Below are 15,144 nucleotides of genomic sequence, written 5' to 3'. Positions count from 1 at the left end.
GTACTGTGTAAGGCGCAGACGGTACTCCCATCCGCCAGGCGTTTCAAGCATGCATGGGTCGAGTCTGGTGCTCTTTACAGGCTAAATCACTGAGAGTTATAAGAATGCGACCTGTGCAACCCGATGAGAAGGATGCAGCATGCCAAACACGCCCTCCAACCACAGTGAGAAACGCGACTTCATTCGCATGCGCATCGACACCGAAGTCAGCCTGCTGCATGCCGGCCAAGTGATCGCAGCGGTATGTCTGGACCTGTCCAGTAGCGGCATGCAGGTGCGCGCACCGCAGCGCTTCGAGGTGGGCGACACCCTGGAGGTACGCATCGACTCCGACCACCCTGCCCTCAAAGGCCTGCATGCCAGCACCGAAGTGGTCTGGATCGCCGACCAACCCGGCGGGCAGCAGAAATTTGGCCTGCGCATCCTGGCCATGCATTGATCTGTTACGAAAAAGGCGACCCGAAGGTCGCCTTTTTCATGCACGCATGAATCAAAAGTCGTCTTCGACCTCACCATCCTTGACCTTGAACTCGCGGTTCTGCAGGTAGGCGTTGCGAATGAAGATGTATTTGTCGCCCTGAATCAGCTTTTCTGCCGACAACAGGCTGGCCCGGGTATCGACCACATCCAGAGCGAAGATAGAGTTGCGGGTCGGCACATGATCGATGTAGCGGTACGGCTTGGTGTAGCCGTCCGGGTATTTCGCCAGGCCATCGCGCACGGTGCTCGGCCCCAGCAGCGGAATGACTACGTACGGGCCACTGGGCAAGCCCCAGTAACCGAGCGTCTGGCCGAAGTCTTCGTCACTGCGCTGCAGGCCCATCTTGGTGCCCACATCGAAGAAGCCGCCAAGGCCGAAGGTGGTGTTGACGATCAGCCGCGCCGTATCAACGCCCGCCGCATGCGGCTTGAGCTGCAGCACGTTGTTGGCCAGGTTGGTGACATCGCCCAGGTTACGGAAGATATTGTGTATGCCATCTTCGAGGAACTGGGGGGTGACAGCCTGATAGCCCTGGGCCAATGGCTTGAGGGCATAGGTGTCGAGGACATCGTTGAAGCGGAAGATCGGCCGGTTGACCGCCTCCCAGGGATCATCCTCGGTGGCCGCCTGGGTAGCCGCCACAGGTGCCAGCAGCAAGCTGGCACAGACACAGGCCTGGGTGACTCGCTCGATCACACCGGCACCGATCCTACGCATAGATGTTTCTCCATCGAATTTCTCGGCCGCAGGCGCAACGCATGCGCCGCAGGTAAGGCGGCAGTATAGAGGCTTGCGAGCTGATAAACACCTTTACACATTTTTCCTAAATATTTGTGAGCAGCCATTACGAGTCACAGAGACGTAACAATCGCTCAATAGCCTGCGGTGTATTTAGGGACGTTGCCATGCATGATGCACCTGCCTTCACCGCCGTGCTGTTCGGCCTGCGTGGTTGCCTGGTCCAGGCTGCCAATGGTAGCCCCTTGCCCGCCCCCGGCGCCCTCGACACCCTGGCTGGCCTGCGCCGCCGTCAGGTGCCATGCATCTGGCTCGATGACCTGAGCAGCCCTCAGGGCAAACGCCTGGCCAGCGTGCTGCCGGATTGGTTGCCGGGGCACGCGACCAATGGCGTGCGATTGCCCGCGCCCAACGCCTGCTGGCAGGCACTGATGGCGCTGGACAGCCAACGCCTGGACGGCTGCGTGTTGGTAAGCGGCGAGCCGCGGCTGTTGCAATCAGGCCTCAACGCCGGGCTGTGGACCATCGGCCTGGCCGCCTGCAGCCCATCCTGCGACCTCGGCTCGCAGCAATGGCAAGCCATGACCCCGCAGCAGCAGGAGCTGGCGCGGGGCAAGGCCACGCTGGAACTATTCCGCTTGGGCGTGCACTCGGTGATCGACCACCTCGAAGCGCTGGACACCTGCCTGGCCGACATCGCCCAGCGCCGCCGCAAGGGCGAAAAACCCTGACACAGCAACGTTGACACGGATCATGCAAAGCAACGGCGAGTGGATTACGCTAGAAGACAGGTGCGAACCTTTGCCGCTTCGCTGAGGTCCATGCCTTGCCAAGCCATTGATGGAGAACAGCCAATGCCTGCCCGCGAATTGCAAGAGCGCCTGAACAGCTTGCGCGAGCAACTGGATCGAAACATACCGCTTACGGATGAGGAGTTGGCCGCGCTGCATGAGGAAGCCAGACAGATCGAGGCGCAACTCAAGCTTGAGGAAGCGACGCCAGACAACAACCTGGTCGATGGTGTGAACCTGGCCATAGAGCGTTTCGAGGCCGACCATCCCGACCTTACCGCCACCCTGCGCAGCATTGCCAACTCGCTGCACAGTATGGGTATTTAGTAATAGCTGGGGCCGCTTCGCGCCCCTTTCGCGACACAAGGCCGCTCCTACAGAAGCGCGAGTACTTCTGTAGGAGCGGCCTTGTGTCGCGAAAGGGGCGCGAAGCGGCCCCAATCATTCGAACCTTACTGACGCACCAGCCGCACGTTTTCAGGGCTGATCGCCCCAGTACTACGGTACGGATTGATATCCAGCCCACCCCGGCGCACATAACGCGCGTACACGGTCAGGTGCTCCGGCTGCAGCAGGTTCTTCAAATCCAGGTAGATCCGCTCCACGCACTGCTCATGAAAGTCCGCATGCTGGCGGAAGCTGATCAGGTAGGTCAGCAAACTCGCATGGTCCAGCGCCCTGCCCTTGTACTCAACTACAACACTCCCCCAGTCCGGCTGGCCGGTCACCGGGCAGTTCGACTTGAGCAGGTGACTGTGCAGGGTTTCTTCCACCACACGCTCGGGGTTGCAGCGCAGCAACTCTGGCTGCGGCTGCTCGTAGTTGCTGATGGTCACATCCAATGCATCAATGCACTGCCCCGGCAGCGCAAGCACACCTTGCGCCTCCACTTCTGCCAGCGTGCGCACCTGCACGCTCACAGGCTTGCCAGCGGCAGCCGACAGGTCTTTCTCAAGGCATGCCTGCAACTCGCCAATGGTGGCGAACACCGTCTGGTTCAGTGAGTTCAAGTAAAGCTTGAACGACTTCGACTCGATGATGTTCGGCGAATCGGCAGGGATGGCGAACTCCCCTATCGCCACCACGGGCTTGCCGGACGGCAACAGCCACGACAGCTCGAAGCAGTTCCAGTAATCCACGCCGTGCCACGGTAGAGTCTGGGCGGTTACCCCCAGTTCGGCCCACTTGGCCGTGCGCGGGATGGGGAATAGCAACGAAGGCATGTAGGTGGCAATGTATTCGCTGGATTTGCCCAGCGGGGAATGTTCGGCGGCGGGATGCATGGAAACTGACCTGAAGGTTCGGAAATACCCTTAGTCTACCGGTTTTACATCCCGCCTTGGAGCGCCAGTCACTCGATGGTCAATGGCCCGACCATGCCAGCCTGGTAGTGCCCAGGTACGTTGCAGGCGAATTCGATGGGCGCCGACTGGCGGAAGGTCCAGGTCAACTCGGCGCGCTGGCCGGGCTGCAGCAGCACTGTATTAGCAGCATCATGGCCGTGGGCACCGTGGTCCATCTGGCCATGGTCCATACCCTCGTGGTTCATGCCAGCGGTGAACAGCTTGCCTTGCATGGCAATCATTTCTTTCTGGTGCTGGGCGTGCATGGCCTTGTCGCCCAGGTTGAATTCATGGGGCAGCTTGCCTTCGTTGATCAGGACAAACCGTACGGTCTCGCCCGCCTCGACCTGCAGGCTCCTGGGTTCGAAGGCGATGTCCTTGAGCACTACCTCGACCGTGCGCGTGGCCTTGGCCGCCGGGGCCGGCTCGCCGAAGGAAAAGCTTTTGCCAGTGCCTGCCAGGGTGGGCAGGCTGACCAGGGCAAGCGCAGCGGCGATGAACAGGCGTTTCATGATGACTCCAGTGCTTGCAGCGGATATGAGGCCACTTTAGAAAGGGCTGACTGGCAGCTACCTGACGGCAAGATTACAACTTTGTCAGTTTGGGCGGCGACAGAGATAGTCACGTATCATTTCAACCACTACACCGCCGATTCCGGACACCGCATGAAACTGCTGATTGTCGAAGACCAGGCCCGCACCGGCCAGTACCTGAGCCAAGGCCTCAGCGAAGCCGGCTTCGCCACTGAGCTGGTCGCTGACGGCGAAACCGGCCAGCACCTGGCGCTGAGCGGCGATCACGACCTGCTGATCCTCGATGTGATGCTCCCTGGTCGCGACGGTTGGCAGATCCTCCAGGCTGTGCGCCAGGCCGGCCTGGACACGCCGGTGCTGTTCCTCACTGCTCGCGATGCGGTGGAGGACCGCGTGCGCGGCCTGGAACTAGGTGCCGACGATTACCTGGTCAAGCCTTTCGCCTTTTCCGAACTACTGGCTCGGGTCCGCAGCCTGCTACGCCGCGGTGCCAGCCCCAGCCAAGAGACGCAGCTGGCCTTGGCCGACCTGCGCCTGGACTTGTTCCGCCGCCGGGCAGAGCGTGCCGGCCAACGCATCGACCTGACCGCCAAAGAGTTCGCCCTGCTTGAATTGCTGCTGCGCCGCCAAGGCGAAGTATTGCCCAAATCGTTGATCGCCTCGCAGGTTTGGGACATGAATTTCGACAGCGACACCAACGTCATCGAGGTCGCAATCCGCCGCCTGCGCCTGAAAATCGATGACCCGCACCGCAACAAGCTGATTCACACCGTGCGCGGCATGGGCTATGTGCTCGAGGAGCGCCACGACTGATGCGCAGGCTTTCCCTTGGCAGCCGTCTGGCCCTGTTGTTCGCCGCCTGTACCGCTGCCGTTTCGCTGGGGGCGGGCCTGCTGTTCAACCGTGCCAGCGAGCAACATTTCGTCGAGCTGGACCAGCAACTGCTCGAATCACGCGTGTCGCTTTTACGCACCCGGCTTTCCGGCCTGCAACGCCCTGCCGACCTGCAAGCGCAGTTGGCAGCACTGCGCAACGAGCTCAGCCACCAGGCCGACCTGGCCTTGCGCATCAATGGCAGCGATGGCAGCCTTTGGTACGCCAGCCGCTCCGCGCTGCCAGACGCGCCGGCCGACCCAGGGCTGGCAACGGTGCATGCCGACGGTGTCGATTACCGCAGCCTGGCCGTGCAACTGAACGACAGCGCCCGACTGACGCTGTTTCTCGACATCACCCATCACCAGCACTTCCTGCAGGGCATGCAACGCCTCATCTGGCTCACCGTCGGCCTGTCCGCGCTGGCCACGGCACTGCTCGGCGCCTGGGCCGCGCGCCGCGGGCTAAAGCCCTTACGGCAGATGGGCCAGGTGGCCGCCAGCGTGTCGGCGCGCTCGCTGACCACCCGTCTGCCGGTGGCGCAGCTGCCGGAAGAACTGGCGGAACTAGGCAGCACCGTGAACGCCATGCTGCAGCGCCTGGATGACGCCTTCCAGCGCCTGTCGGCGTTCTCGGCCGATATCGCCCACGAGCTACGCACGCCGCTGTCAAACCTGCTGACCCACACCCAGGTCACCCTCACCCGCCCACGTAGCCTCGAGGAATATCGCGAAGCACTGCACGGCAACCTTGAGGAGCTGCAGTGGATGGCACAGATGATCAACGACATGCTTTTCTTGGCCAAGGCCGACCATGGGCTGCTGGCACCAGGCCAGGCGATGCTGGCGTTGCATGAAGAGGTGGACGCGCTGCTGGAGTATTACGCCCCCCTCGCCGAGGATAACGAAGTGCAGCTGCTGCGTGAGGGTGAGGCGACGTTGAAGGGCGACCGGCATATGCTGCGCCGGGCACTGTCCAACCTGCTCGACAATGCACTGCGGTTTACGCCGGCAGGCGGGCAAATACGCGTGACGCTGGAGCCTGGGGGTAAGGTTTGCGTGGCCAATACCGGCAAGCCGATCGAAGCTGCATCATTGCCTAGGCTGTTTGACCGGTTTTATCGGGTGGACCCAGCGCGGCGCGAGGGCAGTAGCGAACATGCGGGGCTGGGCCTGGCAATCACCCGGTCGATCATCCAGGCCCATGGCGGGAGCATCCGGGCACAGTGCAAGGACGGCTGGACGCGGTTTGTAATCAAGTTCAGCGAGCCGCTTTAGATCCCCTGGCTGTTTTGCAGCCCATTCGCGACACAAGGCCGCTCACAAAGCTGACGTGATCGCTGTAGGAGCGCCCTTGTGTCGCGAAAGGGGCGCAAAGCGCCCCCAGTGCAATCAACCAGCCAGCCCGATCGCCGGCTGCACCTGCGAAGCCCGGTATGCCGGGTAGATGGTCGCCAGGAAGCTCATCACCAGCCCGGCGGTGCAGATGATCGCCACATCACCCCACTGCAACTGCGACGGCAAACTGCTGATGAAATACACATCCGAGGTAAAGATGTGCTGCCCGCTCATGCGCTCCAGCCAGCCGACGATCTGGCTGACATTGAACGCAGCAATCACCCCAAGCACACCACCGATCAATGTGCCGACGATACCGATCAGGCTGCCCTGGACCATGAAGGTGCCCATGATCTGTGCCGGGGTGGCGCCCAGGGTACGCAGGATGGCGATGTCCGGCCCCTTGTCGTTCACCACCATCACCAGGGTGGCGATGATGTTGAACGCTGCCACAGCGATGATCATCATCAGCAGCAGGCCGATCATGGTCTTTTCCATCTTCATGGCACTGAACAGGCTGCCCTGGGTGTGCGACCAGTCATCCGCGCGGTAGGCATCACCCAGGCTGGCAGCGATGGCCTTGGACACCTGCGGTGCGGCATACAGGTCGTGCAGTTTCAGGCGCACGCCCTGCACCTGGCCTGGCGCCCAGCGCTGCATCTCGCCGGCATCGGCCACGTGCATGTAAGCCTGCGAACCGTCGAGCTCGGCACCCACCTTGAAGATGCCGACCACCGTCAGGCGCTGCATGCGCGGGGTGATGCCGCCCGGCTCCTTGCTGATTTCCGGCACGATCAGGGTCAGTTTGTCGCCGGTATTGAGACGGAATCGGCGCGCAGTCAGCTCGCCGATCACCACGCCATACTCACCCGGCTGCAGGGCCTGCAGGCGCCCCTGCACGATGTGCTGGCCGACGATCGAGACCTTGCCCTCTTCGGCCGGGTCGATACCGCTAACCTGGATGGGCTGCATCGCACCTTTGTAGGAGAGCATGCCCTCCATCTCGGTGATCGGCGCAGCGGCCATCACTGCCGGGTTCTGCAGTGCCGCGTCGGCAGCCTTGCGCCAGTCGCCCAACGGCTGCACGCCGAGGATGCTGGCGTGTGGCACCAGGCCGAGGATGCGCGAGCTCATTTCGCGCTGGAAGCCATTCATCACCGACAGCACCACGATCATCGCCAGCACACCCAGGGACAGGCCGATCATCGAGGTCATCGAGATGAACGAGATGAAATGGTTGCGGCGCTTGGCACGGGTGTAGCGCGCACCGATGAACAAGGGCAAGGGTCTGAACATGTAAAACACCCACTGAAAAAGTTGCGGGGCGGCTCAGGCCACCCCGTGCAAGCGGCTCAGATCGCCACCAGATGACCGTCGTCGAGTTTCAGCACGCGATCCATCTGGCGCGCCAGGTTGAGGTCGTGGGTCACCACCAGGAATGCCGTGCGCGAGGCGCTGGACAGCTCCTGCATCAATTCCTGGATGCCTTGGGCAGTGTGGTGGTCAAGGTTGCCGGTCGGCTCATCGAGCATCACGAGGCCCGGCCGGTTTACCAGCGCCCGGGCAATGGCCACCCGCTGGCGCTCACCACCGGACAGCTCGGCCGGCTTGTGGTGCAGGCGGTGGCCCAGACCGACACGCTTGAGCAGTGCCTCGGCGCGCTCACGCGCCTCGGGGATAGCGGTGCGGCCGATCAGCAGCGGCATGCACACGTTCTCCATGGCGGTGAACTCGGGCAGCAGGTGGTGGAACTGGTAGACAAAGCCCAGCTCGCGGTTGCGCAGCAGGCCGCGGGCCCGCTCGCCAAGCGCCGACAGCTCTTCGCCGGCCAGCCAGACGCTGCCTTGGGTCGGCCGATCGAGGCCGCCCAGCAGGTTGAGCAAGGTGCTCTTGCCCGAACCGGAACTGCCGACGATGGCCACCCGCTCCCCTGCGTGCAGTTCGAGGTTGAGCCCGGCCAGCACTTGCACCGACTCCGGCCCCTCGTCGTAGGACTTGCCCAGGTTGCGGCAACTCAGAACGGCTTTATCACTCATGCGCGACTCACTCATAACGTAGCGCCTCTGCAGGCTGGGTGCGGGCCGCACGCCAGGCCGGGTACAGGGTGGCGAAGAAACTCAGGACCAGCGCCGCACCGCAGACCATGTACACGTCCTGGGCCTGGATCTGCGAGGGCAGGTAATCGATGAAATACACGTCAGCGTTGAGGAACTTGTGCCCGATCAGTTTCTCGATGCCGGCGATCGCCGCACTGACGTTGAGCGCAGCGAGGATACCGACCACTGCACCGATCAGGGTGCCGATCACCCCGATCACCGTACCCTGAACCATGAAGATGGCCATGATCTGCCCGGGCGTGGCGCCCAGGGTACGGAGGATGGCGATGTCACCACGCTTGTCGTTGACCACCATCACCAGGGTGGAAATGATGTTGAACGCCGCCACCGCAACGATCAGCAACAGCAGCAGGCCGATCATGGCTTTTTCCATGCGGATCGCCTGGTACAGGTTGCCGTGGGTACGGGTCCAATCGCGGCTGTAGTACTCCTGGTCACCCAACTGCTGGGCGATGCTCCAGGCCACACGTGGCGCCTGGAACAGGTCGTCGAACTTCAGGCGCAGGCCCTGCACCTGGTCCGCTTTCCAGCGGTGCAGCCGTGAAAGGTCAGCAATGTTGGTCAGGCCCAGGTAACCGTCGATCTCGCCAGCACCAACGTGGAAGGTGCCAACCACGGTGAAGCGCTTCATGCGCGGGAACATGCCGGCCGGCGTCACGCTGACTTCAGGGGCAACGAAGGTCAGCTTGTCGCCGATGGCCACCCCCAGCTTGGCGGCCGCCTTGTCACCGATCATGATGCCCCACTCGCCCGGCGCCAGCTGGTCGAGGCGGCCTTGCTGAATGAAGTTGTCGATGATCGACACCTCACGCTCGCGGCCCGGGTCGATGCCATTGAGCAGCACCTTCTGCACCTTGCCATCAAAGGTCAGCAGGCCCTGCATCTGGGTATAGGGCGCAACCGCCAGCACCTGCGGATTCTGCTTTACTTGTTGGGCAAGGGCAGGCCAGTCGTTGATCGGCTGGCCGCTCTCGAGCGTGGCGTGAGGGACCATGCCCAGCACGCGGGTACGCATCTCGTGGTCGAAACCGTTCATTACCGAGAGCACCACGATCATCACTACCACGCCCAGGGCGAGGCCGATCATCGAGGTCAGGGAAATGAACGAGACGAAGTGATTACGGCGCTTGGCACGGGTGTAGCGCGTACCAATGAATGCGAAAAGAGGTCTGAACATGTCGGGGCTTGTTCGGATGAAAGGGAACGTCCTTGTGGCGAGGCGCCTGCGGCGGCTTTACACTCGGACCACCGCCGCTACCATGGGTTCGCCATGACGACATTAGACGAAGAAGATCGCCGCGAATACTACCGCATCGAAGATCGGATCGCACTGGAAATCAGCCCCCTGAGCGCGGCCGAAGCCCTTGAGCCAGAACTGTTGCAGGATGATTCACCACTGTTCAACCTGCTCAGCGAGCTGCACCTGTCCGACTTCGAGTCCCAGCACCTGTTGCGTCAGCTGAGCGAAAAGGACCGCACCCTGGCGGCGTTCCTGCGGGCGCAGAACAAGCGCCTGGACCTGCTCAGCGCGGTGGTCGCGCAAACCCTGATCGGCGAGATCGGCCAGCCCCAACGGGTGATCATCTCCGAAGGTGGCATCGAATTCGCACAAACTCAGCAAATCGCCCCAGGCACCCGGGTCAAAGTGAAGATGGTGTTGATGCCCCGCGCCCACGGCCTGCTGCTGCGCGGCAAGGTCACCCACTGCGACCCGCGTGCCGATGGCAGCTTCGAACTTGGCACCGAATTCACCGACATGACCGATGCCCAGCGCCAGTTGCTGGCCCGCTACATCCTGCAGCGCCAACAACAGCAACGGCGCCAGCAGCTGGAACAGGGCGACCCTGCCTCCTGAGCCTTTTCATTTTTGACCTGAAGGAACGAACGTGACCCTCATCTATGGCCACCGCGGCGCCAAGGGCGAAGCGCCCGAGAACACTCTGCACAGTTTCCGTCAGTGCCTGTCCCACGGCGTGACCCGCTGCGAACTGGACCTGCACCTGTCGGCCGACAATGAACTGATGGTCATCCACGACCCTACCCTCAAGCGCACCACGGGCCGGCGCGGCAAGGTGGTCGAACACCCGGCAGCCGACCTGGTCACCTACGACGCACGCAGGGGCGGCCCGGGCCATGTGCAGCCCTGCCCTATCCCACGGTTGGAAGAATTGTTCGAAAAATGCCCCTTCGAGCACTGGCAACTGGAGGTCAAGAGCGCCTCGCGGACCCGTGCCGCCACCACGGTACTGGCGATTCGGGAACTGGCACAGCAGTACGGCCTGCTGGACAAGGTGACCATCACCTCGAGCTCGCGGGAAGTACTGGGTGCTGCGCTGGAGCTGGTGCCTGACGTAAAGCGCGGCCTGGTCGCCGAGTACGCCTGGCTCGACCCGCTAAAAGTCGCGCAGAACTATGGCTGCGATCTGCTGGCATTGAACTGGACATTGTGCACCCCCGAACGCCTGCTCAAAGCACAGGGCCAGGGTTTGCATGTATCGGTGTGGACGGTCAACGAGCCGGCACTGATGCGCCGGCTCGCTGATTTTGGCGTGGACAGCCTGATTACAGACTTTCCCGGTTTGGCCAAGACCACCCTCGGGTAGGGCTGAAATCGGTCTCCCCGACCGGCTCAGGCCACCGGCCGGAGCCGCTCAAAAAAGCCGGTTCAGGCCGTCATAGGCAGCTACCCGATAGGCTTCGGCCATGGTCGGGTAGTTGAACGTGGTGTTGACGAAGTACTTCAGGTTATTCAGCTCGCCCGGCTGGTTCATCACCGCCTGGCCGATGTGGACGATTTCCGAAGCCTGGTAGCCGAAGCAGTGCACGCCGAGGATTTCCAGGGTCTCGCGATGGAACAGGATCTTCAGCATGCCTTGCGGCTCGCCGGCGATCTGTGCACGCGCCATGCTCTTGAAGAATGCCTTGCCCACTTCGTACGGCACCTTGGCCTGGGTCAGCTCCTGCTCGTTCTTGCCGATCGAGCTGATCTCCGGAATGGTGTAGATGCCGGTCGGCACGTCGTTGACGAAACGCCAGCTGCCGTTGTCGACGATGCTGCCTGCCGCCGAGCGGCCCTGGTCATGGGCGGCACTGGCCAGGCTCGGCCAGCCGATCACGTCACCGGCACCATAGATGTTCGGCACGCTGGTGCGGTAGGCCTCGTCGACTTCGATCTGGCCACGGCTGTTGACCTTGATGCCGATGTTCTCAAGGCCCAGCTTGTCGGTGTTGCCGGTGCGGCCGTTGCACCACAGCAAGGCGTCGGCCTTGATCTTCTTGCCAGACTTCAGGTGCAGGATGACACCATTGTCCAGGCCCTCGACCCGCTCGTAGTCTTCGTTGTGGCGCACGGTGATGTTGTTGTTGCTGAAGTGGTAGCTCAGCGCCTGGGAAATTTCCGAATCCAGGAAGCTCAGCAACTGGCCGCGGTTGTCGACCAGTTCGACCAGCACACCCAAGCCACTGAAGATGGAGGCGTATTCGCAGCCAATTACGCCAGCGCCGTAAACGATCAGTTTGCGCGGGGTGTGGCTGAGGCTCAGGATGGTGTCACTGTCATAGACACGCGGGTGGTGGAAGTCGATGTCGGCCGGGCGGTACGGACGCGAGCCGGTGGCGATGATGATGTGCTTGGCGTTGAGCTTTTCCACCACGCCATTGGGGCAGACCACTTCGACGGTCTGCTCATCGGCGAAGCTGCCGGTGCCGAAGAACAGGTCGACGCGGTTACGGGCGTAGTAGCCGGTACGCGAAGCGACCTGCTTGGAAATCACCTTCTCGGCGCTCTTGAGCACGTCTGGGAAGGAGAACCAGCGTGGCTCACCGATGGCACGGAACATCGGGTTGGTGTTGAACTGCATGATCTGCCGCACCGAGTGACGCAGTGCCTTGGACGGGATGGTGCCCAGGTGGGTGCAGTTGCCACCGACCTGGCGACGGCTGTCGACCATCGCCACCTTGCGCCCTGCTTTGGCGGCGTTCATTGCCGCACCTTCTCCGGCCGGGCCGGAACCCAACACCACTACGTCGTAGTTGTAGACAGCCATGCGTACTCCTTCAGAACTGGCCCGCTGGCCACGGTCGCCGCGGGACTCGATCATGCCGCCGGGGCGCCATGAGAAAATTCGGGTGCAGTCTAATCAAGCGTGAACGCCGCGCACATTAACCCTTGGTCGCGTCGTAGGCCAATTTTGCCTGCACTACATGTGCATCCACCGATTCCCTGGCAGCTACCGTCCCTGCTTGCGCTTTCACTTGCCTTTGAGCGCCCGCTCGAAAGCGGGCGTAGCTCGGGAGACGAAGCCACCCTCTGCCCGAGTCACCAATACCGCCGCCAGGTCATGAGCGAGGGCAAAGTCCCAGCCGCGCTCAGGCCCGAGGATCAGCAACAGGGTCGAGTAGCCGTCGGCCTGCAGCGCCGAGGCATCGAGCACGGTGACGGCAGCCAGGTCATGATCGACCGGGCGCCCGATACGGGCATCGAAGGTGTGCGAATAGCGCCGGCCATTCTGCTCGAAATAGTGCCGATAGTCACCCGAGGTCGATACACCCAGGCCATTGACCGGCATTACCTGGCGGGCGATCTGACGGTCTTCGCGGGGCAACTCCAGGGCAATGCGCCATGGGCTACCATCGGGTTTGCGGCCCACCGCCTTGAGCTCGCCGGTAACTTCGGCAATGAAGTTGACGATACCCATGGCACGCAGGCGTGCAGCAATCAGGTCCACGGCGTGGCCAGCGGCGATGCTGTTGAAGTCCAGTTGCACAGGGGCGTCCTTGCACAATGCCTGGCCCTCGATGCGCAAGTGCTGGTAGCCCACACGCAGGCGGGCATTGGCCAGCGCCTGCGGTTCTGGCACCTGCTCATGGCGAGCCTGGGGGCCGAAACCCCAGAGGTCAAGCAACGGCTCGACAGTGAGGTCGAAAGCGCCATCGCTTTGTTCGGCCAGGTGTTGGCCGAAGGTGACCAGTTCGAGCATGTCTGACGGCAAGGCCAGGCACTGGTTGCCGGGGAGCTGATTGAACTGGCTCACCGCAGAGTCGCCGCGGTAGGTCGAGTAGTGCTGATCTATGCCCTGCAGGATCGTTTCCACTGCCGCCTGTACCTGGACAGGCGCAGGCCCGCCTGGCTCGCGGACGTACTGGACGCTGTAGCTGCTGCCCATGGCAGGGCCACCGAGGCGCTCCAGGGCGGGGCCTTGGTTGCAGGCGGTCAGCAGCATGAGGATGAACAGGAGGGCTGTGCGCAAATGTTGAGTTCTCGGTTGCCAGCACCGGCCTCATCGCCGGCAAGCCGACTCCCACAGGGTCACCACATACCTTGGAGCCATTGTTTCACCTGTGGGAGCCGGCTTGCCGGCGATGAGGCCATTACAGACACAGTAGCGGCCAGATCGGTTCATCAGACCATAAAAAACGGGAACCCGAAGGTTCCCGTTTTTTCATTGCCTTACAAGCGAATTAGCGTGGAAACGCTGGCGGGTTCACACCAGCCATGTCTTCCATCACGCGAACCACCTGGCAGCTGTAACCGAATTCGTTGTCGTACCAGACGTACAGAACAACGCGGTTATCGTTGGCGATGGTCGCTTCGGCGTCGACCACACCCGCGTGGCGCGAGCCTACGAAGTCGGTGGAAACCACTTCCTGCGAGCTGACGTAATCGATCTGCTTGTGCAGCTCCGAGTGCATGGCGGTCTGGCGCAGGTACTCGTTGATTTCTTCGCGGTTGGTGGGCTTTTCCAGGTTAAGGTTCAGGATGGCCATCGACACGTTCGGCGTCGGTACGCGAATGGCGTTGCCGGTCAGCTTGCCCTTGAGCACTGGCAGCGCCTTGGCAGCAGCAGTGGCAGCACCGGTTTCGGTGATGACCATGTTAAGCGGCGCGGCGCGACCACGACGGCTGCCCTTGTGGAAGTTGTCGATCAGGTTCTGGTCGTTGGTGAACGAGTGAACGGTTTCAACGTGACCATTGACGATACCGTACTGGTCGTTGATGGCCTTGAGCACCGGCACGATGGCGTTGGTGGTGCACGAAGCTGCCGAGATGATCTTGTCCTCGGCGGTGATGTCACCGTGGTTGATGCCGTGCACGATGTTCTTCAGCGCGCCCTTGCCAGGTGCGGTGAGGATCACGCGGGCAGCGCCCGGGCAGGCCAGGTGCTGGCCCAGGCCGTCGGCATCACGCCATACGCCGGTGTTGTCGACGATCAGGGCGTTGTCGATGCCGTACTGGGTGTAGTCGACTTCGCTCGGGCTCTTGGCGTAAATGATCTGGATCAGGTTGCCGTTGGCAGTGATGGTGTTGTTGGCTTCGTCGATGGTGATGGTGCCATCGAACGGGCCGTGCACCGAGTCACGGCGCAGCAGGCTGGCGCGCTTGACCAGGTCGTTTTCGGCACCCTTGCGCACAACGATTGCACGCAGGCGCAGGCCGTCGCCACCACCGGTCTTCTCGATCAAGATGCGCGCCAGCAGGCGGCCGATGCGGCCGAAACCGTACAGGACAACGTCGGTGCCCTTGCGCGCCGAAGCGTTCTGCTGGCCAACCACGTCGGCCAGTTCTTCACGCACGAACTGCTCGGCGGTCTTGCCGTTGCCTTCCTGCTTGAACTTGTTGGCCAGCTTGCCCAGGTCGACCGAAGCGGCGCCCAGTTTCAGCTCGCTCATGGCTTTGAGCAGGGGGAATGTCTCGTGGACGGACAGTTCGGTTTCGTCGGTTTGACGGTGACGCGCAAAGCGGTGGGCCTTGAGGATCGAGATAACCGAACGGTTGATCAGGCTGCGGCCATAGATCGAGCTCACCACGTTGTTGTTGCGGTAGAGCTGACCGATAAGCGGGATCATCGCTTCAGCCAGAGCTTCACGATCGATCCACTCACCAAGACACTGGTCGGGCTTCTGAGTCACGGGAACCTTCCACATGTAGGGG

General features: G+C 62.2%; 16 protein-coding genes. 7 read left to right on the top strand and 9 right to left on the bottom strand.

Going from position 1 to position 15,144, the window contains the following annotated elements; translation table 11 throughout:
* Nucleotides 1–139 precede the first annotated feature (139 nt).
* Nucleotides 140–439: a PilZ domain-containing protein gene (locus ACW4TB_RS23405; RefSeq protein WP_012313586.1), complete on the top strand. Its 300-nt coding sequence runs from the start codon at nucleotides 140–142 to the stop codon at nucleotides 437–439.
* Between the two features lie 51 nt (nucleotides 440–490).
* On the opposite strand, the gene ACW4TB_RS23400 is transcribed toward ACW4TB_RS23405, so the two are convergent.
* A complete protein-coding gene (locus ACW4TB_RS23400) occupies nucleotides 491–1,198 on the bottom strand; it encodes an MlaA family lipoprotein (protein ID WP_012313585.1) in 708 nt (235 codons plus the stop codon).
* Between the two features lie 188 nt (nucleotides 1,199–1,386).
* On the opposite strand from ACW4TB_RS23400, the gene ACW4TB_RS23395 reads away from it, so the two are divergent.
* Both ACW4TB_RS23395 and ACW4TB_RS23390 read left to right on the top strand, forming a co-directional pair.
* The gene (locus ACW4TB_RS23395; RefSeq protein ID WP_012313584.1) at nucleotides 1,387–1,950 is read left to right on the top strand and encodes a hypothetical protein; all 564 of its coding nucleotides are present in this window, start codon (nucleotides 1,387–1,389) and stop codon (nucleotides 1,948–1,950) included.
* A gap of 123 nt (nucleotides 1,951–2,073) precedes the next feature.
* Nucleotides 2,074–2,337 carry a DUF4404 family protein gene (locus tag ACW4TB_RS23390; RefSeq protein WP_012313583.1) on the top strand — a complete coding sequence of 88 codons (264 nt, stop codon included), beginning with the start codon at nucleotides 2,074–2,076 and terminating at the stop codon, nucleotides 2,335–2,337.
* Nucleotides 2,338–2,462: 125 nt separating this feature from the next.
* Here ACW4TB_RS23390 and queF read toward each other — a convergent pair whose 3' ends face one another.
* Nucleotides 2,463–3,293: an NADPH-dependent 7-cyano-7-deazaguanine reductase QueF gene (gene queF, locus ACW4TB_RS23385; protein WP_279930527.1), complete on the bottom strand. Its 831-nt coding sequence runs from the start codon at nucleotides 3,291–3,293 to the stop codon at nucleotides 2,463–2,465.
* A 68-nt stretch (nucleotides 3,294–3,361) separates the two neighbouring features.
* Entirely contained in the window at nucleotides 3,362–3,865 is a 504-nt protein-coding gene (locus ACW4TB_RS23380; protein WP_254467424.1) for a cupredoxin domain-containing protein, read from the bottom strand.
* A 153-nt stretch (nucleotides 3,866–4,018) separates the two neighbouring features.
* Here ACW4TB_RS23380 and cinR point away from each other — a divergent pair, with 153 nt between their 5' ends.
* A complete protein-coding gene (gene cinR, locus ACW4TB_RS23375; RefSeq protein ID WP_012313580.1) occupies nucleotides 4,019–4,699 on the top strand; it encodes a two-component system response regulator CinR in 681 nt (226 codons plus the stop codon).
* Nucleotides 4,699–6,036, top strand: a complete 1,338-nt coding sequence (locus tag ACW4TB_RS23370; RefSeq protein ID WP_279930524.1) for a heavy metal sensor histidine kinase — start codon at nucleotides 4,699–4,701, stop codon at nucleotides 6,034–6,036. Before cinR ends, ACW4TB_RS23370 begins: the two co-directional genes overlap by 1 nt.
* Before the next feature lie 114 nt (nucleotides 6,037–6,150).
* Here the strand turns inward: ACW4TB_RS23370 and ACW4TB_RS23365 are convergent, their stop codons facing one another.
* From ACW4TB_RS23365 to ACW4TB_RS23355, 3 genes are read right to left on the bottom strand one after another with little or no spacing between them, the layout of a single operon-like run.
* Complete coding sequence (locus ACW4TB_RS23365) at nucleotides 6,151–7,392, bottom strand: lipoprotein-releasing ABC transporter permease subunit (protein WP_254467423.1); 1,242 nt, start codon at nucleotides 7,390–7,392, stop codon at nucleotides 6,151–6,153.
* Between the two features lie 56 nt (nucleotides 7,393–7,448).
* Nucleotides 7,449–8,132 (bottom strand): lipoprotein-releasing ABC transporter ATP-binding protein LolD, encoded by a 684-nt coding sequence (gene lolD / locus ACW4TB_RS23360; protein ID WP_172655298.1) that lies wholly within the window; start codon nucleotides 8,130–8,132, stop codon nucleotides 7,449–7,451.
* A 7-nt stretch (nucleotides 8,133–8,139) separates the two neighbouring features.
* Nucleotides 8,140–9,390, bottom strand: a complete 1,251-nt coding sequence (locus ACW4TB_RS23355; protein WP_012313576.1) for a lipoprotein-releasing ABC transporter permease subunit — start codon at nucleotides 9,388–9,390, stop codon at nucleotides 8,140–8,142.
* Nucleotides 9,391–9,483: 93 nt separating this feature from the next.
* Between ACW4TB_RS23355 and ACW4TB_RS23350 the strand changes: the two genes are divergently transcribed.
* Both ACW4TB_RS23350 and ACW4TB_RS23345 read left to right on the top strand, forming a co-directional pair.
* Nucleotides 9,484–10,068, top strand: a complete 585-nt coding sequence (locus ACW4TB_RS23350) for a PilZ domain-containing protein (RefSeq protein WP_012313575.1) — start codon at nucleotides 9,484–9,486, stop codon at nucleotides 10,066–10,068.
* A 31-nt stretch (nucleotides 10,069–10,099) separates the two neighbouring features.
* Nucleotides 10,100–10,816 carry a glycerophosphodiester phosphodiesterase gene (locus ACW4TB_RS23345; RefSeq protein WP_039602806.1) on the top strand — a complete coding sequence of 239 codons (717 nt, stop codon included), beginning with the start codon at nucleotides 10,100–10,102 and terminating at the stop codon, nucleotides 10,814–10,816.
* Nucleotides 10,817–10,864: 48 nt separating this feature from the next.
* Here the strand turns inward: ACW4TB_RS23345 and sthA are convergent, their stop codons facing one another.
* The 3 genes from sthA to ACW4TB_RS23330 form a co-directional block, all read right to left on the bottom strand.
* A complete protein-coding gene (gene sthA, locus ACW4TB_RS23340; protein ID WP_012313573.1) occupies nucleotides 10,865–12,259 on the bottom strand; it encodes a Si-specific NAD(P)(+) transhydrogenase in 1,395 nt (464 codons plus the stop codon).
* Nucleotides 12,260–12,463: 204 nt separating this feature from the next.
* Nucleotides 12,464–13,462 (bottom strand): FAD:protein FMN transferase, encoded by a 999-nt coding sequence (locus ACW4TB_RS23335; RefSeq protein WP_012313572.1) that lies wholly within the window; start codon nucleotides 13,460–13,462, stop codon nucleotides 12,464–12,466.
* A 211-nt stretch (nucleotides 13,463–13,673) separates the two neighbouring features.
* Nucleotides 13,674–15,122, bottom strand: coding sequence for a glyceraldehyde-3-phosphate dehydrogenase (locus ACW4TB_RS23330; protein ID WP_455843085.1), 1,449 nt, complete (start codon nucleotides 15,120–15,122; stop codon nucleotides 13,674–13,676).
* Nucleotides 15,123–15,144 lie beyond the last annotated feature (22 nt).

The organism is Lelliottia jeotgali (assembly GCF_977070485.1).
The sequence above is the reverse complement of the archived record's forward strand: the minus strand, read 5'-3'. Positions and strand labels throughout refer to the sequence as shown.